The 25,512-nt window shown below is 75.9% G+C and carries 23 protein-coding genes; 8 read left to right on the top strand and 15 right to left on the bottom strand.

Going from position 1 to position 25,512, the window contains the following annotated elements:
• Positions 1-250 precede the first annotated feature (250 nt).
• Together ACFYMP_RS12815 and ACFYMP_RS12810 are read right to left on the bottom strand one after the other, a co-directional pair.
• A complete protein-coding gene (locus ACFYMP_RS12815; protein ID WP_388855077.1) occupies positions 251-1,729 on the bottom strand; it encodes an aminotransferase class I/II-fold pyridoxal phosphate-dependent enzyme in 1,479 nt (492 codons plus the stop codon).
• A 166-nt stretch (positions 1,730-1,895) separates the two neighbouring features.
• On the bottom strand, positions 1,896-4,121 hold the full coding sequence (locus ACFYMP_RS12810; RefSeq protein ID WP_388855074.1) for a catalase: 2,226 nt from the start codon (positions 4,119-4,121) through the stop codon (positions 1,896-1,898).
• A 303-nt stretch (positions 4,122-4,424) separates the two neighbouring features.
• Here ACFYMP_RS12810 and ACFYMP_RS12805 point away from each other — a divergent pair, with 303 nt between their 5' ends.
• The gene (locus ACFYMP_RS12805) at positions 4,425-4,874 is read left to right on the top strand and encodes an SsgA family sporulation/cell division regulator (protein WP_388855070.1); all 450 of its coding nucleotides are present in this window, start codon (positions 4,425-4,427) and stop codon (positions 4,872-4,874) included.
• Positions 4,875-4,944: 70 nt separating this feature from the next.
• Here ACFYMP_RS12805 and ACFYMP_RS12800 read toward each other — a convergent pair whose 3' ends face one another.
• Genes ACFYMP_RS12800 through ACFYMP_RS12745 form a run of 12 tightly spaced genes read right to left on the bottom strand, consistent with a single transcriptional unit; the run spans position 4,945 to position 17,287 of the window.
• Positions 4,945-5,847 carry a glycosyltransferase family 2 protein gene (locus ACFYMP_RS12800; RefSeq protein ID WP_388855067.1) on the bottom strand — a complete coding sequence of 301 codons (903 nt, stop codon included), beginning with the start codon at positions 5,845-5,847 and terminating at the stop codon, positions 4,945-4,947.
• The gene (locus tag ACFYMP_RS12795) at positions 5,844-6,761 is read right to left on the bottom strand and encodes a glycosyltransferase family 2 protein (protein ID WP_388855064.1); all 918 of its coding nucleotides are present in this window, start codon (positions 6,759-6,761) and stop codon (positions 5,844-5,846) included. The genes ACFYMP_RS12800 and ACFYMP_RS12795 overlap by 4 nt, the downstream gene beginning before the upstream one ends.
• Complete coding sequence (locus ACFYMP_RS12790; protein ID WP_388855061.1) at positions 6,754-7,737, bottom strand: glycosyltransferase family 9 protein; 984 nt, start codon at positions 7,735-7,737, stop codon at positions 6,754-6,756. The genes ACFYMP_RS12795 and ACFYMP_RS12790 overlap by 8 nt, the downstream gene beginning before the upstream one ends.
• The gene (gene rfaE2 / locus ACFYMP_RS12785) at positions 7,734-9,191 is read right to left on the bottom strand and encodes a D-glycero-beta-D-manno-heptose 1-phosphate adenylyltransferase (RefSeq protein ID WP_388855058.1); all 1,458 of its coding nucleotides are present in this window, start codon (positions 9,189-9,191) and stop codon (positions 7,734-7,736) included. The genes ACFYMP_RS12790 and rfaE2 overlap by 4 nt, the downstream gene beginning before the upstream one ends.
• Entirely contained in the window at positions 9,188-9,847 is a 660-nt protein-coding gene (locus ACFYMP_RS12780; protein ID WP_388855055.1) for an SIS domain-containing protein, read from the bottom strand. Before ACFYMP_RS12780 ends, rfaE2 begins: the two co-directional genes overlap by 4 nt.
• Entirely contained in the window at positions 9,844-11,100 is a 1,257-nt protein-coding gene (locus ACFYMP_RS12775; protein WP_388855052.1) for a glycosyltransferase, read from the bottom strand. Before ACFYMP_RS12775 ends, ACFYMP_RS12780 begins: the two co-directional genes overlap by 4 nt.
• Positions 11,097-12,059: a glycosyltransferase gene (locus ACFYMP_RS12770; protein ID WP_388855049.1), complete on the bottom strand. Its 963-nt coding sequence runs from the start codon at positions 12,057-12,059 to the stop codon at positions 11,097-11,099. Before ACFYMP_RS12770 ends, ACFYMP_RS12775 begins: the two co-directional genes overlap by 4 nt.
• Positions 12,056-13,060 carry a glycosyltransferase family 9 protein gene (locus tag ACFYMP_RS12765; protein ID WP_388855046.1) on the bottom strand — a complete coding sequence of 335 codons (1,005 nt, stop codon included), beginning with the start codon at positions 13,058-13,060 and terminating at the stop codon, positions 12,056-12,058. Before ACFYMP_RS12765 ends, ACFYMP_RS12770 begins: the two co-directional genes overlap by 4 nt.
• On the bottom strand, positions 13,060-13,635 hold the full coding sequence (locus ACFYMP_RS12760; RefSeq protein WP_388855043.1) for a D-glycero-alpha-D-manno-heptose-1,7-bisphosphate 7-phosphatase: 576 nt from the start codon (positions 13,633-13,635) through the stop codon (positions 13,060-13,062). The genes ACFYMP_RS12765 and ACFYMP_RS12760 overlap by 1 nt, the downstream gene beginning before the upstream one ends.
• Positions 13,632-14,633 carry a glycosyltransferase family 2 protein gene (locus tag ACFYMP_RS12755; protein WP_388855040.1) on the bottom strand — a complete coding sequence of 334 codons (1,002 nt, stop codon included), beginning with the start codon at positions 14,631-14,633 and terminating at the stop codon, positions 13,632-13,634. Before ACFYMP_RS12755 ends, ACFYMP_RS12760 begins: the two co-directional genes overlap by 4 nt.
• On the bottom strand, positions 14,630-16,267 hold the full coding sequence (locus ACFYMP_RS12750) for a carbamoyltransferase (protein WP_388855037.1): 1,638 nt from the start codon (positions 16,265-16,267) through the stop codon (positions 14,630-14,632). Before ACFYMP_RS12750 ends, ACFYMP_RS12755 begins: the two co-directional genes overlap by 4 nt.
• A gap of 51 nt (positions 16,268-16,318) precedes the next feature.
• Positions 16,319-17,287, bottom strand: coding sequence for an NAD-dependent epimerase/dehydratase family protein (locus ACFYMP_RS12745; protein ID WP_388855034.1), 969 nt, complete (start codon positions 17,285-17,287; stop codon positions 16,319-16,321).
• A gap of 261 nt (positions 17,288-17,548) precedes the next feature.
• Here ACFYMP_RS12745 and ACFYMP_RS12740 point away from each other — a divergent pair, with 261 nt between their 5' ends.
• Both ACFYMP_RS12740 and ACFYMP_RS12735 read left to right on the top strand, forming a co-directional pair.
• The gene (locus tag ACFYMP_RS12740) at positions 17,549-18,478 is read left to right on the top strand and encodes a polysaccharide pyruvyl transferase family protein (RefSeq protein WP_388855031.1); all 930 of its coding nucleotides are present in this window, start codon (positions 17,549-17,551) and stop codon (positions 18,476-18,478) included.
• Between the two features lie 268 nt (positions 18,479-18,746).
• Positions 18,747-19,625 (top strand): SDR family oxidoreductase, encoded by an 879-nt coding sequence (locus tag ACFYMP_RS12735; protein WP_388855028.1) that lies wholly within the window; start codon positions 18,747-18,749, stop codon positions 19,623-19,625.
• 7 nt (positions 19,626-19,632) lie between these two features.
• Here the strand turns inward: ACFYMP_RS12735 and ACFYMP_RS12730 are convergent, their stop codons facing one another.
• Entirely contained in the window at positions 19,633-20,619 is a 987-nt protein-coding gene (locus ACFYMP_RS12730; RefSeq protein WP_388855025.1) for a helix-turn-helix transcriptional regulator, read from the bottom strand.
• A gap of 63 nt (positions 20,620-20,682) precedes the next feature.
• On the opposite strand from ACFYMP_RS12730, the gene ACFYMP_RS12725 reads away from it, so the two are divergent.
• From ACFYMP_RS12725 to ACFYMP_RS12705, 5 genes are all read left to right on the top strand, one after another.
• The gene (locus ACFYMP_RS12725; RefSeq protein WP_388855022.1) at positions 20,683-21,081 is read left to right on the top strand and encodes a VOC family protein; all 399 of its coding nucleotides are present in this window, start codon (positions 20,683-20,685) and stop codon (positions 21,079-21,081) included.
• Positions 21,082-21,145: 64 nt separating this feature from the next.
• Positions 21,146-21,709 carry a hypothetical protein gene (locus tag ACFYMP_RS12720; RefSeq protein WP_388855019.1) on the top strand — a complete coding sequence of 188 codons (564 nt, stop codon included), beginning with the start codon at positions 21,146-21,148 and terminating at the stop codon, positions 21,707-21,709.
• A 113-nt stretch (positions 21,710-21,822) separates the two neighbouring features.
• A complete protein-coding gene (locus ACFYMP_RS12715; protein WP_388855183.1) occupies positions 21,823-22,515 on the top strand; it encodes a hypothetical protein in 693 nt (230 codons plus the stop codon).
• Between the two features lie 85 nt (positions 22,516-22,600).
• Positions 22,601-23,026, top strand: a complete 426-nt coding sequence (locus tag ACFYMP_RS12710) for an acyl-CoA thioesterase (RefSeq protein WP_388855016.1) — start codon at positions 22,601-22,603, stop codon at positions 23,024-23,026.
• A 217-nt stretch (positions 23,027-23,243) separates the two neighbouring features.
• Complete coding sequence (locus tag ACFYMP_RS12705; RefSeq protein ID WP_388855013.1) at positions 23,244-25,487, top strand: alpha-N-acetylglucosaminidase; 2,244 nt, start codon at positions 23,244-23,246, stop codon at positions 25,485-25,487.
• Positions 25,488-25,512 lie beyond the last annotated feature (25 nt).

Raw genomic sequence — 25,512 nt, 5'->3', positions numbered from 1 at the left:
CTCTCGGTGGTGGGCGTCGGTCGGGAGCGCGCCGGGACGGGCACTCCCGCCGCGAGTGCGCTGGTGGGGCGCCACGCCCGAGGTGACCGGGCCCGGCCCGGGTACCCCTCCCCCGACGCGCGACACATACCTCGTCATGGGGACATATCACCACGGCGTGCCACCGCTCCTGCCGTCGCCACGGGCTGCCGGATGCGGCGGCGCGGTGCCGGGCGGGCCCACCGTCCGGAGGGACGGCCCGGCGTCGTGGTCACTCCTCGATCGCCACGCGCACCGTTCCCAGTTCGGTGTCCACCGCGTCCGGCAGGTTCATGCCGGCCCTGATACCGCTGGTGAGGTAGTCGAGCAGGGGGGAGGTGAGGCGTTCCCCGGGGAGGGCGGCGGGGATGCCGGGCGGGTAGGGCGTGAGCATCTCGGCGGTCACCCGGCCGGCGGCCTCGGCCACCGGAACGTCCTCGACCGGCCCGAAGTACGCGTCCCGGGGCAGCATCACCTGTTCCAGCCGTAGATGGTCCGGCGGTGGCACGTGGACCCGGGGCGCGGGCCGCAGGGTGTCGGCCGCCCGGGAGAGTGCGCGCAGCGCGGCGAGCAGTGGACGGGTCGTGGACTCGTCGTCGGCGTGCGTGAGCTGGCTGCTGATCCTGCGGTGGTCGGCCAGGTGGCTGTCGATGCCGTGGTGTTCGCGCAGCCAGTCCGCCGCCCGGTAGCCGGTCGTCCCGAGGCCGCTCACGTCGATGATCACGGGCAGCGGGTCCAGGTCGTGGCCCAGCCCCTTTCCGCAGAAGTCGGCGCGGTCGTTGACGTGCAGCCCGTCGATCTCCTCGATCGCGGCCCGGACGCCGGCCGCCAGCCGCAGCGCCTCGCCCAGCAGTTCACGGCCGTGCAGCACCATCTGACGCCGCCAGCCGTCCATCCCGGCGTAGAGCGGCACCGAGGGGCTGGTCGTGCCGAGCAGGTCGGCGCGGGACGCGAGCACCGCCGGGTCGATCAGGTCGCCGCCGAGGTGGAAGACCGAGCCCTGTTCGAGGCCGCTGCCCATCTTGTGGATGCTGGTGACGCACACGTCCGCCCCGGCGTCCATCGCCCAGGACGGCAGGTCGGGGTGGAAGGGGAGGTGGGCACCCCACGCCTCGTCGACGATCAGGGGCTTGGACCGCTGGTGACAGACCTCGGCCACGGCCCGGACGTCGGCGGCGGTGCCGTACGGCGTGGGGCTCGTGATCAGGGCGCCCTTGGCGTCCGGGTGTGCGGCGAAGGCGGCCTCGTAGGCGGCGGCGGACGGCGGGTGCGCGAGGTGGCGTCCGGCGTCCCAGTTGGGCTCGACCCAGATGGGCCGCACCCCGGAGATGATCAGGCCCGAGACGACCGCCTTGTGCGCGTCCCGGCCGATCAGCAGCTTCTCGTGCGGCCCCGCCACGGACAGGATCGCGGCCTTGACCGACAGGGAACTGCCGCAGGTCGAGAAGAAGGTGTGCGCGGCGTGCACGGCGTCCGCCATCAGGTGCTCGGCGCGCTCCAGCACCCGGCCGCGGGTCCGCCGGTCGTCCAGCCCGCCCGAGGCCAGGACGTCACCGTGGAAGACGGCGTCACCGAGGACCCGCCGTACCTCCGGGTCCGCGCCACGGGCCTGTTTGTGGCCCGGCGGGGTGAAGGAGAGGCGGCCGCGTTCGTGGTACTCGGCGAGCGCCTCCAGTACGGGGGCGCCGCGGTGGTCGGGGCGATCGGACATGGGGTTCTCCTTCCCGAAGACCGGTGGGGAAACCAGTGGGCGGGTCGTGCGGCCGGTCCCGGGCCCGTGGGGGTCGTGTCCGGCCGCGCGTGCGGGGCGCGGTGGTCCCGCGCCGACGGGAAGGGGGGAGACGGCGACCGTCTCCCCCCGCCCGGTGGACCACCACTCAGCTGGTGCCCTCGAACCTCTCCCACACACGGTGGGTGCGCAGCAGCGTGCCGATGCGCGCGAACACCTCCTCGCCGTCCCCGGCGAGCACGACGCCGGGGGCGTCCTGCGGGACGCCGGCCGCCGAGAACACCGCCTCGGCGCCCGCCCAGCCGCCGAGCGCCTTGCCGTGCCGGTACGCCTCGCCGGTCAGCAGTGCCAGGCGCGGGTCGACACCCGGGCCCGCCGGGCCGGCTTTCGCGTCGCGCGCGGTGAGGGCGTCGGGCGCGGGGGCCGGGGCTCCGGCGAGGAGCACCGCGTCGAACTCGACGGAGCGGGCGGTGGCGAAGGTGCGCTGCACCGTGACCGCCTCCTCGCCCGAGCCGATCGTGCCGCCCGCCGGGGCGACGACGAGGGGCACCATGTCCACCGCGAACACGGCGTCCCGTACCCGGCCCACCGCCGCGGGATCGGCGTCCGGGCCGACGACGATCGCGACAGTGCGTCCTTCGGTGGGCCATTCCCGCCCGAGCTGGGAGAGCGCGGGGCTGACGGTGACCTCGCCGGGGGCGACGGTCGGCGCGGGGGCGGGCAGGCCCAGGCCCGCCGCCACCTCGGCGCACAGCCGCTCGTCGATGTTGGCGAGGGTGCGCAGCGCGCGTTCCTTGACGGCCTGCTCGTAGCACTTGCCCAGCTCGAAGCTGTAGGCGCCGATGATGTGCTCCTGCTCCGTCGCGGTCATGCTGCGCCAGAACATCCGGGGCTGGCTGAAGTGGTCGTCGAAGGACTCGGGGGCCGCGCGCTCCTTGCGGGAGGCGGGCAGTTCGACGGGCACCTCGATGTCCGCGCCGGTGTCGGCCCCGGCCAGGAAGGGGCAGCCGCCGTCGAGCGAGTTGGGCCGGTAGGGGGCGACGCCGGAGTGCACGGCGGTCTGGTGCATGCCGTCGCGGAGCATGTCGTTGACCGGGGCGTGCGTCCGGTTGACCGGGATCTGCGCGAAGTTCGGGCCGCCCAGCCGGCTGATCTGGGTGTCCAGGTACGAGAAGAGCCGTCCCTGGAGCAGCGGGTCGTCCGTGACGTCGATGCCCGGGACGAGGTGTCCGGGGTGGAAGGCGACCTGCTCGGTCTCGGCGAAGTAGTTCGTGGGGTTCCGGTTGAGCACGAGCCGGCCGACGGGCCGCACGGGGGCCAGTTCCTCCGGCACGATCTTCGTCGGGTCGAGCAGGTCGATGCCCTCGAAGGTCTGCTCCGGGGTGTCGGGGAAGGTCTGCACCCCGAGTTCCCACTCCGGGTAGGCGCCGGCCTCGATCGCGTCGGCGAGGTCGCGCCGGTGGAAGTCGGGGTCGACGCCCGAGGCGAGCTGCGCCTCCTCCCACACGAGGGAGTGGACGCCGAGCCTCGGCTTCCAGTGGAACTTGACGAGCGTCGTCTCCCCGGCGGCGTTCTCCAGCCGGAAGGTGTGGACGCCGAAGCCCTCCATCATCCGGAAGGAGCGCGGGATGCCCCGGTCGGACATGTTCCACAGGGTGTGGTGGGTGGCCTCGGTGTGCAGGCTGACGAAGTCCCAGAAGGTGTCGTGGGCGCTCTGGGCCTGCGGGATCTCCCGGTCGGGATGCGGCTTCCCGGCGTGGATCACGTCGGGGAACTTGATGGCGTCCTGGATGAAGAACACCGGGATGTTGTTGCCGACGAGGTCGAAGGTGCCCTGTTCGGTGTAGAACTTCGTGGCGAAACCGCGGGTGTCCCGGACCGAGTCCGCGGAGCCCCGGGAGCCGAGCACCGTCGAGAAGCGCACGAACACCGGTGTCTCCACGCCTTCGGCGAGGAAGGCGGCCTTGGTGACCCCGGCGGCCGTGCCGTACCCGTGGAAGACGCCGTGGGCGGCCGCGCCCCGGGCGTGCACGACGCGCTCCGGGATGCGCTCGTGGTCGAAGTGGGTGATCTTCTCGCGCAGGTGGTGGTCCTGGAGCAGGACGGGACCGCGCGGCCCGGCCTTGAGCGAGTGGTCGGTGTCGTACAGGCGGTCGCCCTGCGCCGTGGTGAGGTACGCGCCCTGCTGGGCGACCGCCTCCGGCGGGGCTCCGGTGGGGGCGCCGGTGGGGCTGCCGGTGGCCGGTCCGCTCTGGTCCGCCTTGAGCGGCTCGGGGCCGCGCGGCTCGCGGGGCTCCTCCACGCTCGGCGTCACGGTGGAGGGAACGCCGGGGATCTGCTGCTCGCCACTGCCGTCCTGCGGTTGTGCTGGCATGAGTGGTTCCGGGCCTTTCGGTGGCTGGGGGAGCTCACGAAGGGTCGCTTCGGTCTGCCTGGTGCGGTCGACCGGCTCGCGGCCGGTGCCGACGAGCCCGGGGTACCCCCGATGCGCGGTACTCAAGCGTCCCGGTCCTCCGGGCTGCTGCGCGCGGGTGACACCCGGGCTGTTTCTCGCTCCGCCGCCGCGGCGGCGGCCTCCGGCTCGTGAGCGTCCGCATGTTTCGACTCGTGAGCGGGGGCACTCAGTTTTCGACAGCGAATCACAGTCCGGGCGTGCCCGGCCGGGAGGGAGAGCCGTATGGCGGAGCCGTCGAGTCACCCGGAGGTGCGCGACAGGGAGGGGCGCGGAACCGTCCTGGAGACCGTCTTCCGGCAGGTCCAGCCCACGGGTCCGCGGATTCCGCTGCCGGCCCGCCTGGACTACGACGCCACCCGGCCGTACGAGGTGACGCTGCGCCTGGTGCCCCCGGGCGGGCCCGCCGTGCGCTGGGTCCTCTCGCGGGAGCTGCTGCGCGCGGGCACCCGGGCGCGGTGCGGTCTCGGGGACGTCCGGCTGGCGCCGGTGCCCGGTCCCGGCCGGGGCGGGCTCGTCCTGCTGCGGCTCGGCCCGCCCGAGGCCGACGCCGTCTTCTGCGCCGACCGCGCCGAACTGGCCGACTGGCTGGCCCGGACCGAGCGGGTCGTGCCGCCCGGCGAGGAGTCCGGCCGCGTCGACTGGGACGCGCTGATCACGCGGTTGCTGCGCTGACGTGCGGGCCCGGTCTCCCGGCGGGACGTGCGTGGCCGTTTCCCCGTTCGCGCCTTGGACGGGCGGCGCCTCAGCCGACGTAGCGACGTGAGGAGCCCGCCCGCTGGGCCGTCTCCAGTGTCGCGAGCTGTTCCTCCACGAAGCCGGGTACGGGGGCGCGCACCCGCAGCAGCCAGGGCACTCCGGCCGCGGCCTGCGCGAAGGCGCGCAGGGAGGCGGTGTCCCGGGGGACCGTCGTGGCGAGGTAGCAGGTACGGCGCACGGCTGGCAGCAGGGGGCGGCGCAGCCACGTGAACCACAGGGTGTTGCGCAGGCCGAGCACCCGGCGCGCGGTCGCGTCGCGGGCCGTGGAGGGCGCGTGATGGACGGTGAGCTCCTCGGCGAAGGCGAGCCACCAGCCGCGGCTGAGCAGGTCGGTGGCGAGCAGTTCCTCCTCGCCGCCCAGCCACAGCGCCGGATGGAAGCCTCCGGCGTCCCGGAAGGCGGCGGTGCGCAGCACCGTGGCGGCGGCGAGGAAGGAGCCGAGCGCCGGTCCCGGCAGCCAGTCCGGGCCGCGCAGCGGTGAGGCGCGCAGTTCGGTCACGACCGGGTCCTCCCGGCCCTCCGGCTCGACGACGATCCGCGCGGTGACCGCGGCGAGTTCCGGGCGGGCGGCGAGCAGGGTCACGGCGCGCGGCAGTGAACCGGGCTCCCACCACGTGTCGTCGTCGCAGAAGGCGACGTACGGGGTGTGCACGTGGCGCACCGCGAGGTTGCGGGCCACCGCCCCGTGGTTGTCCTCCAGCCGCAGCAGCCGCATCCCGGGGAAGTGCTCGGCCACGGCGTCGGCGGAACCGTCGCCCGAGGCGTTGTCGGCGACCACGACGGCGGGCCGCTCGGGCAGCGCGGCCAGCCGCTCCAGGGTGCCCAGGAGTTCCGCGCGCCGGTTGTGGGTGATGACGACGACGGTGACCTCGGAGGCGTCGGCGCTCATGTCAGTTCCCTCCTGGGCGGGGGCCCGGCCTCGACGAGCCGTACGGCGGTCTCGACCTTTTCCGGCAGCGGCCGGCGGTAGCGGGGCAGGGCGCGCGGCAGTCGTACGAGGACGCCGCCGAGGGCGGGGGCCGCTCCGGGCTGCCCCCGGGCCGCGTCGGCGGCGAGCGCGAGGGTGCGGCGGGCGGCGAGCGGCAGCGGGCGGCGCAGCCAGTCGGCGAGCAGCGCGTTGCGGCGTTGGAGCGCGGCCCGGCCCGGTCGCGGCCCGCCCTCGGGGGCGTGCCGGGCGATCACCTCGGGCACGTGGGCGAGGCCCCAGCCGCGCGCGGCGAGGTCGAGGGCGAGCAGGGACTCCTCCGCGCCGAAGAACAGCAGCGGGTGGAAGCCTCCCGCGTCCAGGAACGCGGAGCGGCGCACCACCGCCGCGCAGGCGAGGAAGCCGAGGACGGGTACGCCGGGCAGGCGCGCGTCCCGGGGCAGGGGCGAGGCGGCGAGCACCTCGTTGAGCGGGTCCTGGGCGCCGCCCGGCTCCACGAGGGTGCGGGCGGCGAGCAGGCCGAGCGCCGGGTGGCGTTCGAACTGCGCGGCCGCCGTGTCGAGCGCGTCCGGGTCCCACCAGGAGTCGTCGTCGCTGAACGCCACGTACGGCGTCCGCGCCCGGCGCACCGCGAGGTTGCGGCCCAGCGCGCCGGTGTTGCGGCCGGGCCGCAGCACCCGGGGGCGGGCGGGGTGTGCGTCCAGGACGCGGGCGGCGGCCGGGTCCTCGCCGTTGTCGACGACGATCACCGGTGGGCGCGAGGGCAGCGCGGAGAGCCGGTCGAGGGTGCGCCGGAGGCTTTCGGGACGGTCGCGGGTGATCACCGCGACGGTGACGAGTGGTCCTGTCGGGGACGCGGGGCGGCCGGGGTCAGACACGGGGCCCCGTCTCCGGTGCGCGCAGCCGCAGGCGGGCCGCCTCCAGCACCTCGTGGACGGTGACGCGCAGCAGTCGCGGATCGGGCTTGCTCCCGTGCGGGTCGCCGGGCGGGCCGGGGTGCCACAGCGCGGTGTGCGCGCGGTGCTCGGGCGGCCCCCACCGGGAGGGCGCCACGGGGCCGAAGAGCGTGACGGAGGGCGTGGCGTGGGCGGCGGCGAGATGGGCGGGGCCGGTGTCGGAGCTGAGCAGCAGGGCGGCTCCGGCGACGAGCGCGGACAGGCGCGCGAACGGCAGCCCGCCCGAGAACAGTGCGGCCTCCGGCAGGCCGGCGGCCCGCCCGAGGGCGGCGACCAGCTCCTCCTCGCCGGGGCCGCCGGTGACCACGACGCGGTGTCCTCGCGCGCGCAGGGCGCGGATCACCTCGGCCCACCTCTCGACGGGCCAGCGGCGGGCGGCGGCGTCCGCTCCGGGGTGGACGACGACGGCTCCCGGGGCCGGGGAGGGCTCCTCGGGGGCCGGCAGGCGGACGTCGTCCGCGTCGCCCGGCATTCCGTAGGCGCCGACCAGGCGGCACCAGCGGACCCGTTCGTGCTCGCCCTCCCGTGGCCGTAGCCGCTCGCCGGGCGGGGGCGGCTGGGCGTACGACAGGAGGCGGCCCGGCCGGAGGGCGGCGAGGGCGCGGTGGCTGGCGATGCCGGTGCCGTGCAGGTCGACGGCCAGTTCGGGCGGGGCCTCCGGCCAGTGGCCGAGGGAGGGTACGGCGCGGCCGGGCGCCTCGGCGGGGAAGAGGGCGTCGACGGTGCCGGTGGCGAGGGCGGCCTCGCGCAGCGCGGACGGGGCGGCGAGCACGATCCGGTGGCCGGGCAGCGCGCGCCGCAGTCCGCGCAGCGCGGGCACCCCGGCGAGCAGGTCGCCCAGGCCCAGCGCGCGCAGGACGAGCACGGCCGGGGCGTTTGCGCGGGCGGGGGCGCTCACCGTCCCCCTCCGCGTACGGAGGCGGGCGGGTCGTGGGGCGCGGCGGCCCGGCGGGCGAGTGCGGTGGTGGAGCGGCCGTCGAGGTAGGGCACGAGCAGCACCTGCCCGCCCCAGCTCTCCACGAGGTCGGCCTCGGGCAGTTCGGCCCGGACGTAGTCGCCGCCCTTGGCCCACACGTCCGGGCGCAGGGAGCGCAGCACCCGCGCGGGGGTGTCCTCGTCGAAGACCAGGACGGCGTCGACGCATCCGAGGGCGCGCAGCACCCGGACGCGGTCGGACTCCGCGACGAGGGGGCGGCCCGGTCCCTTGCCGCGCCGGACCGAGGCGTCGGAGTTGACGCACACGACGAGGCAGTCGCCGGCCTTGCGGGCGGCCTGGAGGAGCGCCACGTGGCCCGCGTGCAGCAGGTCGAAGCAGCCGCCGGTGGCGACGACACGGCCGCCGGCGGCGCGGGTGCGGGCGGCGACCTCGTACGCGTCCTTCGCCGCCCGCCGGCCGTCCCCTGACGGGGCGCCGGACGGGCCGGGGCGGACGGCCGCGGCCCCGCCCTCGGCCACGTAGCGCGCCGCCGCCGTGACGGCGCCGACGACCGCCTCCTCGGTGAGCGCCCCGTCGGCCAGCAGACCCGCGGCGGCCGAGGCGAAGCGGTCCCCGGCTCCGCAGGGGTCGCCGTCCGCCTCCCAGGGGGCGGGGACGTAGAGGGGCGCGTCGTCCCCGTGGGTGAGGACGGCGCCCCTGCGGCCGAGGGTGACGCAGACGGAGGCGGTCTCCCAGCTCTGTACGAGGACGCGGCCCGCGCCGACGGCGGCGTCGAGTGCGTCGGGGGCTGCCCCGCGCGGGTTGGTGGCGGAGCCCGCGCCGGGCCCGTCCCGCTCGGCGCGGGCGGCCCAGTGCGCCGCCTCCGCCGCGGACGGGGTCACCAGCCGGGCGCCGCGCACCGGCCGGGCGCCGCGCGGGTGCGGGTCCCATACGACGGTGCCCCGGGCGGCCGCCGCCGTCAGCGCCTCGCGCAGTACGTGGGCGGTGCCCCGGCCGTAGTCGGAGACCAGGACGGTCGCGGCCCGCTCCAGCGCGGCGCGGGCCTCCCCGGTGCTCTCCCGGGCCCGGCCGTCGCCCTCGTCGAGCCGCAGCAGGCAGTGCCCGTCGCCGCGCACCCGGGTCTTGCGGGCGAGGGGGCCGCTCAGCGGGAGGGCGATCAGCCGGACCTCACCGTCCAGGAGCCGGCGCAGCTCGGTGCTCGCGGGGTCCTCGCCGAGCGCCGTCACGAAGGTGACCTCGCGCCCCTCGCGGGCGGCGAGCAGCGCGGCGAGCGCGGCCCCGCCGGGCCGCTTGTGGCTGACGGCGCGGTCGAGCACGGGGACGGGCGCGTCGGGCGCGAGGCGTCCGACGTGGCCGTCGAGGTCCTCGTCGAGCAGCGCGTCGCCCACCACGAGGAGCGGGGCCGGGCCGCTCATGCCGGTTCCCCGGTGGTCTCGGGCAGTTCGGCGGCCACGGCGGGGCGGCGGGCGGCCACGGCGGCGTCGAAGGACTCGCACAGCAGGTGGACGGCGACGAGGTGGAGTTCCTGCACCGTCGCGGAGACGGGGGCCTCCACGCACAGCGCCTCGTCGCTCGCGGAGGCCAGCGGGTTGGGCGCGGGCCCGGTCAGCGACCACACCGGCAGGTCCAGGGCGCGTGCCTCCTCGGCGGCGGAGACGAGGTTGGCGCTCGCCCCGCTGGTGGACAGGAGGATGAGGACGTCGCCGGGTCTGCCGTGCGCGCGTACCTGCCGGGCGAAGACGGCCTGGACGCCGTAGTCGTTGGCGATGGCCGTCGTGGAGGAGGTGTCGGCGTGCAGGGAGAGCGCCGAGTAGGCGGGGCGGTCGTCGCGGTAGCGGCCGACGAGTTCCGCCGTCAGGTGCTGGGCCTGCGCGGCCGATCCGCCGTTGCCCGCGACGAGCAGCCGGCCGCCCGCGGTGAGGCGCTGTGCCAGCGTCGTGCCCCAGGAGTGGAGCAGGTCGGTGCGGGCGCTGAAGTGCCGCAGGGCGCGGCCCAGTTCCTCGCAGTGCGCCGCTCCGGGGCGGTGCCCGGGTCCGGTGCCGTGGGAGGGGGGTGAGGAGAGCGAAGTCATCGTGCGGCCTCCGGTACGGGGGAAGTCTTCACGGCCAGCTCGTAGACCCGGCTCGCGTCGTGGGCGACGCGTTCCCAGGTGTAGAGGTCGAGGGCCCGGCGCCGGCCGGCGACGCCGAGCCGGCGCAGCCGCCCGGGATCGGCGAGCAGGGAGCGGACGGCCGAGACCAGGCGCGGGTCGCCGCCGGTCCCCTCGTGGTCGGCGGTGGGCGGGACGTGCGCCCCGGTCACCTGATCGACGACGGTGTCGAGCTGTCCGCCCACGGCGGTGGCGACGACGGGCGTGCCGCAGGCCATCGCCTCGACGGGGACGATGCCGAAGGGCTCGTAGCGCGGCAGGGACAGCACCAGATCGGCGCGGGACATCAGCGCGGGCATGTCCGCGTGGCGTACGGCGCCCAGCAGCGTCACCCGGTCGGTGACGCCGCATTCGGCGGCCACCTTGCGCAGCCGCTCCGCCTCCGGGTCGGCCGCCAGTTCCCCGTCGGGCGGGCCCCCGGCGATCACGAGCCGGGCGCCGGGCAGTTCGCGCAGGGCGCGGATCGCCCGGTCGAAGCCCTTGCGCGGTACGAGCCGGCCGACCGACAGGAGGGTGGCCGGGCGGCCGGAGCGCGCGGTGTCCTCCGGGCGCGGGGCGAAGTGTCCGGTGTCGACGCCGCAGGGCACCACGGTGATCCGCTCGGGCGGCAGGCCCATCGCGAGGAGTTCGCGTACCTCGTCGGCGCAGGTGGCCAGGAGGTGGCGGGCGGAGAGCCCCACGGTGGTCTCGATGGACTCGCGCTGCGCCGGGCTCGTGTCGGCCTCGCCCTGGTGGCGCCGCTTGACCGTGCCGAGCGCGTGGTAGGTGTGCACGACCGGCACGTTCAGGGTGCGGGTGGCGGCCACCGCGGCGAGCCCCGACATCCAGAAGTGGGTGTGCACCAGATGCGGGGGCCTGAGGCTGAAGTCGCGATGCAGCCGGGCGGCGAACGCCGGTATGTGGGGCAGGAGTTCGTCCTTGGGGACGCTGCTGGGCGGCCCGGCGTCCACGAGGGCGACGCGTACCCCCTCCGGGGTCGTGACCAGCGGTGGCAGCCGGGGGTCGTCGCGCCGGGTGTAGACGGTCACCTCGTGGCCGCGCCGTACGAGGTGTTCGGCGAGCCGTGCCACGTAGACGTTCTGGCCGCCCGCGTCGGCGCCACCGAGGGCCGCCAGGGGGCTGGCGTGCTCGGACACCATGGCGATACGCCGGTGGAGGAAGGACGGTTGCCTCATCGCACGACCTCTTTCATCAGCTGGTCCCAGTCGTCCAGGAAGCGCCGCAGGCCGTACCGTTCGAGTACGGCCGCGCGGGCCGCGGCGCCCGTCACCTGGGCGTGCGCCCGGTCCGCGAGGAGCCGCCGGACCGCCTCGCGCAGGACTTCGGGCCGGTTGGACACCACTCCCGCACCCGGTGGCACCGCCTCGCGGGCCTCCGTGGTGTCGAGGGCGACCACGGGCATCCCGAGGAACATCGCCTCCAGGAGGGACAGTCCGAGCGAGGTCCAGCGCACGGGGTGCAGGTAGAGGCGGCGCCGGGCCATCGCCCCGTGCAGCGCGGACTGCGGCAGGTCCCGCGCCCGGCACCGTCCGGGGCTGAGCCCGAGGTGTTCGGGCAGCCCCTCGGTGCCCATGCCGAACACGTCGAGCGGCACCTCGCGGGCGAAGCCGGGGAGCAGGTCGGTGCCGGTGGTCCGGCCGCGCCGTACCGGCTCGTTGACGACGACGGCGGCGCGTTCGATGTCCCCGGTCCACCGCGGTCCGGGGTCCACGATGCCGTGTTCGACCACCGCCGTGGGCGCCTTGCCGGTGTCCCACATGAGGCGGTTGAAGTGGGTGACGTGGACGACGGGGATGTCCGAGCGGTCCGCGAGGGGGTGGCGGGTGTGTTCGGCGGGCCCGTCGGGCGTGTTGTGCTCGACGTAGACGGCGGGGACGTCGCGGCCGGGTGTCCGGCCCGTCCACCGCCGGGCGAGTTCCGGCTCGTGGGGGCGTTGCAGGACCATCAGGTCGATGTCGGCCTCGCGCAGTTGTGCGGGGCTCACCTCGCGCGCGGACTCGGGCCAGTTCCAGGTCCTGGCCCTGCCGAGCCCGTCGCCGTCCCGGTCCGCGGTGACCGGCAGCAGGTAGGTGTGGCCGCCCCGCAGGAACGAGGTGAGCCACGAACCGTGGACGTGCCAGACGAGGATGTTCACGCCGCCTCCATGAGCTTGCCGACGGCCGCCACCACGTCCTGCGCGGTGACGCCCTCCAGACAGGGGTGGCCCGGCACCGGGCAGACGCGCGCCCGGGTGCCGGCGCACGGCGCCCGCTGGTCGCCGAGCAGGATCGAGTCGACCCCGTACGGCGCCCAGCGTTCGGCGGGCACCACCGGTGAGTACAGGGAGACCACGGGCACGCCCACCGCCGCCGCCAGGTGGGCGGGCCCGGTGTTGCCGCACACCACGACGTCGGCGCCGGCCAGCACACCGGTGAGGGTGCGCGGATCGGTGCGGCCGCCGAGGTCCACGGCCACCGCCCCGCTGACGTACCGGGTCAGGGCCCGTTCGCCGCCGGTGCCGGTGACCACGACGCGGTGTCCCTCGTCGGCGAGGGCGAGGACGGCCTCCGCGCACTTGTCGGGGCTCCACGCGCGGGCCGGGGCGCTCGCCCCGGGGTGCACGACGACGTAGGGGCCGTTGCCGGTGAGCGCCGCCGTGTCCGGCCCCGGCAGGACCTTCAGGCGTCCGGTGTCGCCGCGCGGCGGGGCGAACCCGGTCGCGAGGGCGGTGTCGAGGGCGGCCTCCGCCTCGTGCCGTCCGGGGCGCCGGTGGTGGCGCACGTCGAGCAGCCGCCCGGGGGCGTCGGCGCAGTCCGCCCCGATGTGCCGCACTCCGGCGAGCCGCAGGAGCAGCGCGGCCGGGAGCGGGCTCTGGTGGAAGGAGGTGAGGACGACCGCGGTGTCGTGGGCGCCCGCCCGCAGCCGCTCCGTCACGCGGGCCACGTCGTCCGCGTCCACCGGCGGCGGGTCGACGCCCTCCCAGGGCGCCTCCCACTCCAGGACCTCGTCGACGCCCGGCAGCAGGCGCGCGGCGGGCGCCCCGCGCGGTCCGCACCACAGCGTGACGTGGGCGGAGCCGGCCGCGACGGCGCGCACGGCGGGGCCGGCGAGCAGGACGTCGCCGAAACTGTCGAGCCGTACGACGAGGGAGCGCATCACGACCACCTCCCCGCGGGGGCGGCGGGCCGCGCGGCGGGTTCCTCGCCGAGCAGGGCGCGTACGGCGCTTGGCAGGTCGGGGTGGCGGTGCCGGGCGGCGGCCACTTCCCGCGGCCGGGTCGCGGCGTTCGGTACGAGCACGCCCGTCGCCCCGGCGGCCTCGGCCGCTCCGAGGTCCGCCGCGATGTCGCCGACGACGGCGCAGCGGCGCGGGTCGACGCCGAGCCGGCGGGCGGCGGCGAGGACGAGTCCGGGCCGTGGTTTGCGGCAGGGGCAGCCCGCGTCCGGGGCGTGCGGGCAGAACTCCCACACGTCGAGCCCGCCGAGCAGTTCGTCGACGCGCAGGTTGACGGCGAGGACCTGCCGGGCGGTCAGCAGGCCCCGTCCGACACCCGACTGGTTGCTGACCACGCCGGTGCGTACACCGCGCAGGCGCAGCAGTTCCAGTGCCTCGACCGCGCCCGGCAGCAGCGCGACCCTGTCGGGGTCGCCGTTGTAGGGGACGTCCTCGATGAGCGTGCCGTCGCGGTCGAAGAGCACCGCGACGGGTTGCGGTGGCCGCGGTGCGTTCACGACACCGCCTCCCAGGCCGGGGCGTGCCGGTGCCGCAGGTGCCCTTCGATCCGGTGCCGTACGGCGAGCGGCGGGATGACGGCGCTCGTGGCGAGCATCGTCACGGCCTCCTCGCGGGTCCAGGGGCCGGGCCGTAGCCGGGCCCAGGCGAACTCCGCCGTGCCCAGGGCCCACACCGCCCCCGCGAGGGCGGCGCTCCCGCGCCGTCCGGTGAGGGCGGACAGGGCGGCGAGGACCCCGGCCCCGGTCACGGCGAGGTGCCGGCGCAGGCGTCCGCGCGGCGCCCCGGCCCGTTCCCACCAGCCGGGTCCGTGCAGGCGGCGCATGAGGGCGTCGTCGGCGTTGCCGCGCTGGGCGCGCACCGACACCCAGCGGTCCGCGGGGCGCACCGGGTGCAGTGTCCGCCGGGTGCCCCGGCAAAGTTCCCAGCCCGCGTCCAGGACGCGCAGCGCCAGGTCGGCGTCCTCGCGGAAGGCGCGCGGGAAGCGTTCGTCGAAACCGCCCGTCTGACGCAGCGCCTCGGCCCGGTAGGCCATGTCGGCGGTGGCCCAGGCGGCGCCCTCCAGGCCCGCGGTGCCCCGCTCCCAGTCGGTGGGCGCGCGGTCGGCGGGCAGCGGGACGCGCAGAACGCCCTGGACCCCGCCGGTACGCGGTCCGGCGGCGGACAGGTCGGCGGCGAGCCTCTCGGCCCAGTCCTCTCCCACGCGTACGTCGTCGTCCAGGAACACCACCCACGGGGTGTCGAGGGCGCGCAGCCCGGTGTTGCGGGCGGCGGCGGGCCCGCGTCCGGCACTGCGCAGCACCCGGACCGGGCGGCCGTCGACCGGCGGGACCTCCAGGGGGGCCGGTTCGCCGGGCCGGTCGTCCACCACGACGACCTCGCGCGGCCGGGGGCCGGTGGAGCGGTCCAGCGCCTGGAGGCACTGCCGCAGGCAGGGCCGGCCGATCGTCGGCACGACCACGCCGTAGACCGGGGGCTCTCCTTCCGGGGCGCTCACGCGTACATCCCGGCGCGGCGCACGGCGAACGGCCCGAGCGCGAGCAGGTCGACGGGCGCGGACCCGAAGCACTCCAGCGCGTCCCTGGGGTCGTCGACCATCGGGCGGCCCGCCGTGTTGAGGCTCGTGTTGACGACGGCGGGCAGTCCGGTGCGCCGTTCGAAGGCCCGGATCATGCGGGCCACGAGGGGTTCGTCGGCGGCGTCCACGGTCTGCACCCGGGCGGTGCCGTCGACGTGCACGACCGCCGCCAGACGCGGGCGCCACTCCTCGGCGACCTCGTGCACGAACAGCATGTAGGGGCTGGGCAGGGGGCCGCCGCGGAAGAGTTCGGCGGCCCGCTCGGCGAGCACCATGGGCGCCACCGGCCGGAACTCCTCGCGTCCCTTGACCGCGTTGAGCCGCTCCAGGTTCTCGGCGTGGCCGGGGTGGGCCAGCAGGGAGCGGTGCCCGAGGGCGCGGGGGCCGTACTCGCTGCGGCCCTGGAACCAGGCCACGACGCCGTTGTCGGCCAGGACCTCGGCGACGGTCTCCGCGATGTCGTCCGGCTCCTCGTAGGGCACTTCGGCCCGCTCCAGCCAGTCGCGCAGTTCCTCGTCGCTCCAGCCGCGCCCGAGCGCCGCGGTGCCCATCGGTTTGACGGGGCCGGACTGGCTCGCCACGTGCAGGGCGGCGCCCAGCGCGGTGCCGGCGTCCCCGGCGGCGGGCTGCACCCAGATCTCGCGGAACGGCGCTTCGCGGTGCAGGCGGGAGTTGGCCACGCAGTTGAGGGCGACGCCGCCGGCCAGACACAGCACGTCCTCGCCGGTGCGCTCGTGCAGTTCGCGGGCCAGGGCGAGCTGGGTCTCCTCCAGGACCTGCTGGGCACTGGCCGCGAGGTCCGCGTGTTCCTGGCGCCAGGGCACCGTGGCGGGGCGGGGCGCCGTGAACTCGGTCCACGGCACGGGGTGGGCCCGGAAGCCGCCCTCGGGCCGGGCGCCGACGTACTCGGCCAGGCCGCGCGCGAACCGCGGGGTGCCGTACGAGGCGAGGGCCATCACCTTGAACTCGTCGCTGCTGCGCAGGAAGCCGAGGTGCTCGGTCAGGTCCTCGTAGAACAGGCCGAGCGAGTCGGGCAGTTCCTGGGCGGCCAGCACTTCCAGGGCGCCGTCCCGGTAGTGCCCGGCCAGGTGCGCCCCGCACTCCCCGCGCCCGTCCAGGACGAGGACCGCGCTGTCGGGGTGGGGGCCGGCGAGTCCGGCCGAGGCGGCGTGCGCGACGTGGTGGGGCACGAAGCGCACCGTCTCCGGGTCGAGTCCGGGCAGGGCCTCGGCGAGGAAGCCGGGGGCCTGCCGGGCGTAGTCCTGGCGCAGCCAGTCGTACGGGTCGTGCAGGCCCAGTCGCTCGGCGGGGCGGGCCAGCGCCGGGTCGTAGGAGTAGGCGACGGCGTCGAGGTCCCCGGGGGTGAGCCCGGCCTGTTCCAGGCACCAGCGGGCGGAGAGTTCGGGCAGTTCCCAGGCGGAGAAGGGCAGCGGGCGCTTGCCGTGCTTGCGGCGGCTGAAGCGTTCCTCCTCGGCGGCGGCCACCACCTCCCCGTCGATGACGAGGGCGGCGGCCGGGTCGTGGAAGAGGGAGTTGACGCCGAGTACGCGCATGGGGACTCCGGGGGGACGGGGAGGCGGGAGGGACGGCCGGTGCGCGGCCTCTCAGCCGACCGCGGCGAAGTGCGAGATCGTGCGCTTGAGCCCTTCCTCCCAGCCCACGGACGGGGACCAGCGCAGGAGTTCACGGGCGAGAGTGGTGTCGGCCCGGCGGCGCTCGGGATCGTCGACGGGCCGGTCCACGTAGCTGATCCGGGACGTGGAGCCGGTCAGTTCCAGGATCTTCTCGGCGATCTGCCGCACCGAGACCTCCTCGCTGCCGCCGATGTTGACCGGGCGCACCGCGCGGCTCGCGGCCACCAGCAGCACCCCGTCCACCGTGTCGTCCACGAAGCACAGCGACCGGGTCTGGGACCCGTCGCCCGCGACCGTCAGGGGCTCGTTGGCGATGGCCTGGCACACGAAGGTGGGCACCACCCGGCCGTCGGCGCGCCGCATCCGGGGGCCGTAGGTGTTGAAGACCCGCACGATGCCCGCGTCGGTGCGGCGTTTGGCCGCGTGGGCGGTGACCAGGGCCTCCGCGAAGCGTTTCGACTCGTCGTAGACACTGCGGGGGCCGATCGGGTTGACGTTTCCCCAGTAGCTCTCGGACTGCGGATGGACCAGCGGGTCCCCGTACACCTCCGAGGTCGAGGCGAGCAGGAAGCGCGCGCCGTCCCGGTGGGCCAGCTCCAGGGCGTTGCGGGTGCCCGCGCTGCCCACGTCGAGGGTCTCCAGCGGGTGGTTGAGGTAGTCCACGGGCGAGGCCGGGCACGCGAAGTGCAGCACCAGATCGTAGGGGCCGGCGAGCGCCTGAACGCTCTCGGGGGCGGACAGGTCGCACTCCACGAAACGGAATCCGGGGCGCTCCAGCAGATGCGCGATGTTCGCGCGGTCACCGGTGAGCAGGTTGTCGGCGCAGTCGACCTCCAGACCCGCCTCCAGCAGCCGCTCGCACAGGTGCGAGCCGAGGAAGCCCGCCCCGCCCGTCACCACGGCGCGGCGCCAGTCGGCTCGGCTGAGCGTGGGAGACATGGAAGCCCCTTTCTCGCGGACAGGGTTGTCCGGGTCCTCGTCCCGTCCCGCGCGCGGTCCGTTCCGTACGGAGTGGACGCGGGTTTGTTCCGGACGGAACGGGCCGGGAGGTGTTCCACGGGGACCGGTTCCGGCGGCCGTACACGGGGACAACCAGCACGTCGACCTTGACACGGGAACACTCGCCCCGGCCTTCCGGAGCTTCCGTCACCGAACGTGATTTCCTCGCGACCCACGCCCCTGAACTGGAGGAACACCGCGATGGAAGCGATGGATGAGATCGTGCGTACGCTCCGCACCCACCCGAACGGCCCAGGCCGGGTCCTGCTCACCGGGTGGTTCAGCTTCCTGGACGGCGAGGTGACCGCGGGGGATCTGCTCGCCCGCTCGGCGGCGGCCGCGGCGCTCGACGCGGCCGGCATCGCGCACCACTCGGCGTGGAGCGCGGGCTTCGCGCCCGGCGCCCTCTCCCTGGACGCGGCCCGTCCGGCCGGCTACCGGCACCTGCTCTTCGTCTGCGGGCCGCTGCACGGCGAGCAGATCCTGCGCCTGCACCGCCGCTACGCGGACTGCGTACGCCTCGCCGTGGACGTCAGCGTCCTGGACCCGCACGGCCCGGAGGCCACCGGCTTCCACCGGGTCGTCGCACGGGACGGCGACCCGGCGTCCCCGCCGCGCCCCGACCTCGCCGCCCTCGCCCCGGCCGGGCCCACTCCCCCGCTGGTCGCGGTGGTGCTCACCGGGGGGCAGGGCGAGTACGCGGGGCGCCGCCGCCACGAGGAGGTGAGCGACATCCTCACGGCCTGGATCGGCGCGCGGGACTGCGCGCGCCTGCCGGTGGACACGCGGCTGGCCGTCGACGACTGGCGGCTGTGCGCCACGGCCGAGCAGTTCCTGTCCGTCGTCTCACGCTGCGACGCCGTCCTCACCACACGCCTGCACGGACTGGTGCTCGCCCTGCGCGCCGGGGTCCCGGTGCTCGCGGTGGACCCGGTCGGCGGTGGGGCGAAGGTGACCGCCCAGGCCCGCGCGCTGCGCTGGCCGGCCGTTCTGGGGGCGGGCGAGGTGAGCGCCGACGCGCTGGAGGGGTGGTGGAGGTGGTGCCTCTCCGCAGCGGGCCGTACGGCTGCCGCGCGGCGTGCCCGGCTCATGGACCGGGCCCGCGCGAGGGCGGCGGGCCGCGTGCGGTGAGCGGGCGGGCCGGCACCTCCGTCTCACGCGTCCCTGCCACCCCATGAGGTGCTTTATGTCGCTTTGCATGCCCCGCGTACCCGGGGGCACACGCGAGACCGGTGGTGCCGGGCGGTCCGTACCGGAACGTCCGGGCGGTGGCCGCGCGGCGCACGAAACGGCGCCGTCGGCCCGCGGGCCGACGCCGGTGCCGACCACAGGAGAGTCCGAGACCGTCCGTGGAGACGGGACCGTCCGTTGCCCGGCCCGTCACGAGATGGAGTACGCGATGCCCGAACCTTCCCAGTACGAACCGCGCCGGCCCGAGCCGGACTTCCCGCAGCAGTCGCAGGAGCATCCGGGCAGTACGGGGGAGATGGACCCGCCGCCCGACCACGGCGAGCACTCCTACCGGGGCAGTGGCCTGCTCGACGGCTTCAAGACCGTACTGACCGGCGGCGACTCGGGGATCGGCCGGGCGGTCGCCCTCGCCTTCGCCCGGGAGGGCGCCGACGTCCTGTTCACCTACCTGCCCGAGGAGGGTGAGGAGGCGGCGCGTACGGCACAGCTGGTGGAGGCGGCCGGACGTACGGCGGTCGCCGTGCCCTGCGACATCCGGGAGGAGGAACAGTGCGTCCGGCTGATCGACCGCGCCCGCGCCGAGTTCGGCCGCGTCGACGTACTGGTGAACAACGCGGCGTACCAGATGGCGCAGCCGGACGGTATCGCCGGTATCAGCACTGAGCAGTTCGACCGGGTGGTCCGCACCAACCTCTACGGCATGTTCTGGCTGTCGAAGCTGGCCCTCCCGCACATGCCGGAGGGCGGATCGATCATCAACACCACGTCGGTGCAGGCGTACCAGCCCAGCCCGCACCTGCTCGACTACGCGATGACGAAGGGGGGCATCGTCAGCTTCACCCACGGGCTCGCGCAGACGGTCGCCGGCGACGGCATCCGCGTCAACGCCGTGGCGCCGGGACCGGTGTGGACGCCCCTGATTCCGTCGACGATGCCGGACACGGCCTCGTTCGGGAAGCAGTCACCTCTGGGCCGCCCGGCGCAGCCGGCTGAGCTGGCGCCCGCCTACGTCTTCCTCGCCTCCCCGCAGGCGCGTTACATCACCGGCGAGATCCTCAACGCGACCGGCGGCACGCCGCTGCCGTAGCCCGGCCTCACGGGGGCGGCGCGGCGCCTGAGTCGCCCGGCCCGTCGGCGTTCTCCTGGAGCAGCTCCCGGGCGCGGCGCAGCACCGCGCGGCGGACCTCTTCGGGCGCCAGGACACGCAGCGGGGTGCCGAGTCCGAGGAGGTAGCGGGCGAGGCCGTCCGCGTCGGGGCCGCCGATCTCCACGAGCGTGGCCTCCGGTCCGTGCGCGCGGTGGCTGCCGACCGCGGCCGGGACCAGCCGGAGCGCCTGCTCCAGGGGCAGCGGCAGCCGGATCGTCACGGTCATCGGGTAGGGGGCCGCCCGGACGGCGCGGGAGACCAGATGGGCGGCGTCGGGCGGGTCGGGGATCTCCACGGGGCGCCCCGTGGACCGTATCCGGGTGACCCGGTCGGCCCGGAAGGTCCGCCACTGCCCGCGCGCCACGTCCCGGGCGACGAAGTACCAGCGGCGCCCGGTGTGCACGAGGCGGTACGGGTCGGCCTCGCGCACGGTCGCCCTGCCCTGCCCGTCCTCGTACGCGAGGGTGCAGCGCTCGGCCTGGCGGCAGGCGGCGGCGAGTTCGAGCAGCAGGCCGGGCGCGATCTGCGGCTCCTCGGGGCGCGGGGTGTGCGCGAGTGCGGCGTCCATCGCGCCGAGCCGCTCGGCGATCCTCCGGGGCAGTACCTGCCGGAGCTTCAGCAGGGCCGTCAGCGCCTCCTGGCCGCCGCCGAGCACCCCGCCGAACGCGGCCTCGCGCAGGCCCACCGCGACGGCGAGTGCCTCCCCGTCGTCGAGGTCCAGGGGCACCACCCCGGCCCCCGGGCGCAGGCGGTAGCCGCCCCACGGGCCGGGGTCGGACTCGACGGAGTAGCCCAGTTCGCGCAGCCGCGCCACGTCGCGGCGCACGGTGCGTTCGGTGACCCGGGTGCGTTCGGCGAGTTCCCGGCAGGTCCACGAGGGCCGGGCCGACAGCAGGGAGGCGAGCCGCAGGAGGCGCGCGGAGGTGCTGATCACCCGGCCCAGTTTCCCCCACGACCCGGACCGGAACTGTCCTGGTCGGGTCGTAGCGTCGCGTCCATGAGTGAAGACACCAGCTCCACGACCGTCCCCCCGGCCGCCTTCCGCTACGCGGCCGTCACCTTCGACTGCCCGGACCCGGGCGAACTGGCCCGCTTCTACGGGGAGGTCCTCGGCCTGCCCGTGGCCTTCTCCTCCGAGGACTTCGTCATGCTCGGCCGGGAGGGGTCGCCCGGCCTCGGCTTCAGCCGGCTGGCGGGCTACCGGCGTCCCACGTGGCCCGATCCCGCCACGGAGAAGCAGGCGCACCTCGACTTCGGCGTCGACGACCTGGACGCCGCGCGGGAGCGGCTGCTCGCCCTCGGCGCGACCGAGCCGGCGCACCAGCCGGAGCCCGGCCGGTGGCGGGTCCTGCTGGACCCGGCGGGCCACCCGTTCTGTGTGTCGGCCATGGTCTGACGGAGAAGGCGCGGCGGCGAGCGGGGGGGGGTCACGTGCCCCGTCCGGCGGGTAGGACCCGGGCATGACGGACACCGCTCCCGGGCCCCCGCTCCGGCCCCTGCTGCTGATCGACGTCGACGGACCGCTCAACCCCTACGGTGCCCGGCTGACCCGGCACCGGGGCTACGCGCGCCACCGGATGCGCCCGGCGAACTGGTCGGCGCGCCAGGAGCCCGGCTCGCGCGCCCTGCGCCGGGGACTGCTCGTGCGCCTGCACCCGGGAGACGGCAGAAGGGTGCTGGACCTGCCGTACGAACCGGCGTGGGCGACGACGTGGATGCACGAGGCCAACGAGCTGATCGGCCCGGCGATCGGGCTGCCGGAGCCGCTGCCGGTCATCGAGTGGCCCCGCATGTTCGAGGCCGACCCGGACGGGCTGTACTGGAAGACGCGGCATCTGGTCGCGTGGGCGGCGGGGCGGCCCTTCGCCTGGATCGACGACATGATCACCGATCTGGACTCCGCTTACGTGGCGCGTGAGCACGGCCCCCACGCGCTGCTGCTGCGCGTCGACCCGCGCAAGGGGCTGCGCGCGGCGGACTGGGCGGCCCTGCGCGGGTGGGCCGAGGAGCGGCGCGAGCGCTGAGCGGCGTCCCGGCCGGCCGTACGGCGCCCGCGTTGTCAGTGCCGTGCGGCACCATCGGCGGGAGTCGCGGCCCGTACGGGCGGGCCGTGAGCGCAGTGCGGAGGGAGCGCGTCGTGGTGCGTCATGTCACCGCCGCCCAGCGGCGGGTCGTCGAGGCGGCCGAGCCGGTGACCGGCCGGCTGCGGGGCGCCGCCACGGTCCTGGAGCGGCTCACGAAGCTGGGGCTGGCCTTCCGGCATCCCCGTCCTCCGCACGCGTACTTCCTGACTCCGGCGGGGCACCGGCTGCGCGAGGGGCGAGAGGAGAGCGGGCCCGCGACCGGTGACCCCGGGACCGGCCCGGCGTCCGGGGCCGGTGTGACCGGCCCCTCCCCCGCCCCCTCCGGTGGCTTCGCCGCGCGTACGGGGCACGAGGAGGACGGGCCCGCCCCGGGGCCGGGCCGCGAGCGGGAGGTGCACAGCGCGTGGCAGGGGCTGCTGGAGCTGCGCCGGATGACCGACCGCGACGGGGCGACCGACCGGCCCTGCGCCTGGGAGCGGGCGCACCTCGTGCGGGCGGCGGCGCTGGCGCTGGAGGCGGCGGGCTGCACCCCGGCCGGCGCGGGCGGCGCGGGCTACCGGGTCGCCCTGTCCCCGCAGCCGGAGGCGGTGGCCGTGCGCGGCGGGGCGGCGGCGGGCACCGCGTTGCCGGGGGGCGCGGTCGAGGGCTGGGCGGCGGCGCTGACGGCGGCCGGCTGGCAGGTCAGCGAGCACCGGGAGGCGCGGGGCGGCGCGCGCTGGCTTCTGGCCTCACCACGCCGCGTCTAGGCGTGTCCGGACCCGGTGTTCCTCCTCGCCCCCTCGATGCCGTAGGACTGAACCGCCGGATTCCGTAGTCGCGCGAGGAGTTGTCGTGTCCGAGTCCCCCTTCACCGTCGCGCTCGCCGTACGCGGGTACGAGACCGATGTCCAGGGCCATCTCAACCAGAGCGTGTACCTCCAGTACGCGGAACACGCGCGCTGGTCGCTGTTCGCGGCGGCCGGCATCCGGCAGCAGGACCTGCTGGCGGCGGGAATGGGGCCCGTCGTCCTGGAGACCACGATCCGGTATCTGCGCGAGCTGCGGGCCGGGGAGGAGGCCGAGGTGAGCTGCGCGTTCCTGTGGGGCGAACGGAAGACCTTCGGGGTCGAGCAGACGGTCCGGAAGACCGACGGGACGGAGTCGGCGCGGATCTCGGGTCTCGCCGGGCTGCTGGACCTGCGGGAGCGGCGGCTCCTGGCGGACCCGGCAGGCCGCCTGCGGGACCTGGCGCGGGATGCGTCGGTTCTCGGCCTGTGAGTCCCCGGCGGCCCGCGGCCACGGCGGCGGCCCGGTGGCCCGCCTGACGAGGCGTCATGACCTCCCACGCGCCCGCTCGCGGTGGCCTTCGGGCGGCCATCCGGCGGACGTTCTCGGGGTGGAGGCGCGCACGGGCGGCGCGGCGGGGGTATCCCTGGCTGCGGCAGGCCGGTCGCCGGCAGGAGGCGGCCGGGGCGTCGATTCGAGGAGCCGTCATATGTCGTGGGGACGCCGCACTTTCCTGGGAGCGGTCGCCGGTACGACCGGGGCCGTCGTCGCGTGTTCACCGGCGGCGGCCGGGCGCGGGGGTACGCCGGGCGGGCGGCCCGTGACCGAGGACGGCCGGGGCCGGGCGCCCGCGACCGGTGCCGCGCGGGCCGCCGTGCGCAGGCTGCTGCCCGACCACGCCGGTCAACTGGCCTTCGAGGACCTCCCGCCGGAGGCGGGCGGCGGCGACCGGTTCCGGGTGAGTGGCCGGGAGGGCGGGATCACCGTCGCGGGCACCACACCGGCCGCGCAGCTCACGGGGGTCCGGCACTACCTGAAGCACGTCGCGCACGCCACCATCAGCTGGGCGGGCAGCCAGACCGCTCTGCCGCGCCTGCTGCCCGCACCGGGACGGGCGGGCCTTGAGGGGCGCGCGGACGTCCCGCACCGTTTCGTGCTCAACGACACGAACGACGCCTACACCGGCCCGTACCACGACTGGGCGTACTGGGAGCGGGAGATCGACGTCCTGGCCCTGCACGGCTTCAACGAGGTCCTCGTGTACGCGGGCGCCGACGCCGTCTACCACCGGCTGTTCCAGGAGTTCGGTTACGGCGAGGAGGAGCTGCGGTCGTGGATTCCGGGGCCCGCGCACCAGCCGTGGTGGCTGCTCCAGAACCTCGCGGCCTTCCCTTCACCACTGTCGCGGCAGTTGCTCGACCAGCGCGCGGCGCTCGGCCGGCGGATCGTGGGGCGGCTGCGGGAGCTGGGCATGACGCCGGTGCTGCCGGGCTATTTCGGGACGGTCCCACCCGGTTTCGCGGACCGTGTCCCGGGGGCGCGGACCGTGCCGCAGGGCACCTGGATGGGCTTCGGCCGGCCCGACTGGCTCGACCCGCGCACGGAGAGCTTCGCGCGGGTGGCCGCCGCCTTCTACCGGGTTCAGGAGGAGCTGTTCGGCGTCAGCACGCTGTACAAGATGGATCTGCTGCACGAGGGCGGCAAGGCCGGGGACGTACCGGTCGAGGAGGCGACGCGGGGGGTGCAGCGGGCGCTGCTCGCGGCCCGGCCGGACGCGCTGTGGGTGATCCTCGGCTGGCAGAAGAACCCGCCGAAGGCGGTGATCGACGCGGCGGACCGCTCGAAGATGCTCGTGGTGGACGGTCTCTCGGACCGTTTCCCCGAGGTCGCCGACCGGGAGAGCGACTGGCGGGGCACCCCGTACGCCTTCGGTTCCATCTGGAACTTCGGCGGGCACACCGCGCTCGGCGCGAACACGCCCGAGTGGGTCTCCTCGTACGGGCGCTGGCGGGACCGGCCGGGCAGCGCGCTGCGCGGGACCGCGCTCATGCCGGAGGCGGCGGACAACAACCCGGCGGCCTTCGAGCTGTTCGGTGAACTCCCCTGGACGGAGGGGGAGATCGACCTGGCCGACTGGTTCCGCCAGTACGCGCGCTCCCGTTACGGGGCGAGCGATCCGCACGCCGAGGCGGCCTGGGACGTCCTGCGCCGCACGGCGTACGGGACGACGCGCGCGGACCGCTGGTCGGAGCCCGCCGACGGGCTGTTCGCGGCGCGGCCCGCGCTGAACGCGGTGTCGGCCGGCAAGTGGTCGCCCAAGGCGCTGCGTTACCCGCCGGAGTCCTTCGAGCCCGCGCTCGGCGAACTGCTCGTCGTCCGGGCCGGCTTGCGGGGGTCGAGCGCCTACCGGCGGGACCTGCTGGACGTGGCGCGGCAGGCGCTCGCCAACCGGAGCAGGGTGCTGCTGCCGAAGCTGAACAGCGCGTACGCGGCCGGGAACCCGGCGGAGTTCGCTCGGCTGACCCGTCGCTGGCTCGGCCTCGTCGACCTGCTGGAGCGGCTGGTCGCGACGGACGCGGACCACCTGCTGGGGCGCTGGGTCGAGCAGGCGCGGGTGTGGGGCGCGGACCGCGCGGAGAAGGACCGGCTCCAGTACGACGCGCTGTCCCTGCTCACGACCTGGGGTACCCGCCAGGGCGCCGACGCGGGCCTGCGCGACTACGCGAACCGGGAGTGGTCGGGGCTGGTCGGCGGCCTGTACCGGTTGCGCTGGTCCACGTACTTCAAGGAGCTGACCGGGGCCCTGGAGGAGGGCCGCGAGCCGGCCGCCGTGGACTGGTTCGCCCTGGAGGACCGGTGGACCCGCGCCCCGGGGCGGCTGCACGTCGAGCCGCAGGGCGACACGTATCTGGTGGCGCGGGAGGTCAGGGACGCGCTGGCCCGCAAGGACTGAGAGCGGTGGGGGCGGGGGCGGGGGG

Origin of the sequence: Streptomyces sp. NPDC007088, assembly GCF_042869355.1 — a bacterium.
Lineage (GTDB): Bacteria > Actinomycetota > Actinomycetes > Streptomycetales > Streptomycetaceae > Streptomyces.
Note: the sequence above shows the minus strand (reverse complement) of the source record. Positions and strands in the feature narration are given on the sequence as shown.

Coding starts and splice junctions, on each gene's coding strand:
- ACFYMP_RS12815 (WP_388855077.1), bottom strand. CDS start 1,729: ATGTCCGATCGCCCCGACCACCGCGGCGCCCCCGTACTGGAGGCGCTC.
- ACFYMP_RS12810 (WP_388855074.1), bottom strand. CDS start 4,121: ATGCCAGCACAACCGCAGGACGGCAGTGGCGAGCAGCAGATCCCCGGC.
- ACFYMP_RS12805 (WP_388855070.1), top strand. CDS start 4,425: ATGGCGGAGCCGTCGAGTCACCCGGAGGTGCGCGACAGGGAGGGGCGC.
- ACFYMP_RS12800 (WP_388855067.1), bottom strand. CDS start 5,847: ATGAGCGCCGACGCCTCCGAGGTCACCGTCGTCGTCATCACCCACAAC.
- rfaE2 (WP_388855058.1), bottom strand. CDS start 9,191: ATGAGCGGCCCGGCCCCGCTCCTCGTGGTGGGCGACGCGCTGCTCGAC.
- ACFYMP_RS12780 (WP_388855055.1), bottom strand. CDS start 9,847: ATGACTTCGCTCTCCTCACCCCCCTCCCACGGCACCGGACCCGGGCAC.
- ACFYMP_RS12775 (WP_388855052.1), bottom strand. CDS start 11,100: ATGAGGCAACCGTCCTTCCTCCACCGGCGTATCGCCATGGTGTCCGAG.
- ACFYMP_RS12765 (WP_388855046.1), bottom strand. CDS start 13,060: ATGCGCTCCCTCGTCGTACGGCTCGACAGTTTCGGCGACGTCCTGCTC.
- ACFYMP_RS12750 (WP_388855037.1), bottom strand. CDS start 16,267: ATGCGCGTACTCGGCGTCAACTCCCTCTTCCACGACCCGGCCGCCGCC.
- ACFYMP_RS12745 (WP_388855034.1), bottom strand. CDS start 17,287: ATGTCTCCCACGCTCAGCCGAGCCGACTGGCGCCGCGCCGTGGTGACG.
- ACFYMP_RS12740 (WP_388855031.1), top strand. CDS start 17,549: ATGGAAGCGATGGATGAGATCGTGCGTACGCTCCGCACCCACCCGAAC.
- ACFYMP_RS12735 (WP_388855028.1), top strand. CDS start 18,747: ATGCCCGAACCTTCCCAGTACGAACCGCGCCGGCCCGAGCCGGACTTC.
- ACFYMP_RS12725 (WP_388855022.1), top strand. CDS start 20,683: ATGAGTGAAGACACCAGCTCCACGACCGTCCCCCCGGCCGCCTTCCGC.
- ACFYMP_RS12720 (WP_388855019.1), top strand. CDS start 21,146: ATGACGGACACCGCTCCCGGGCCCCCGCTCCGGCCCCTGCTGCTGATC.
- ACFYMP_RS12705 (WP_388855013.1), top strand. CDS start 23,244: ATGTCGTGGGGACGCCGCACTTTCCTGGGAGCGGTCGCCGGTACGACC.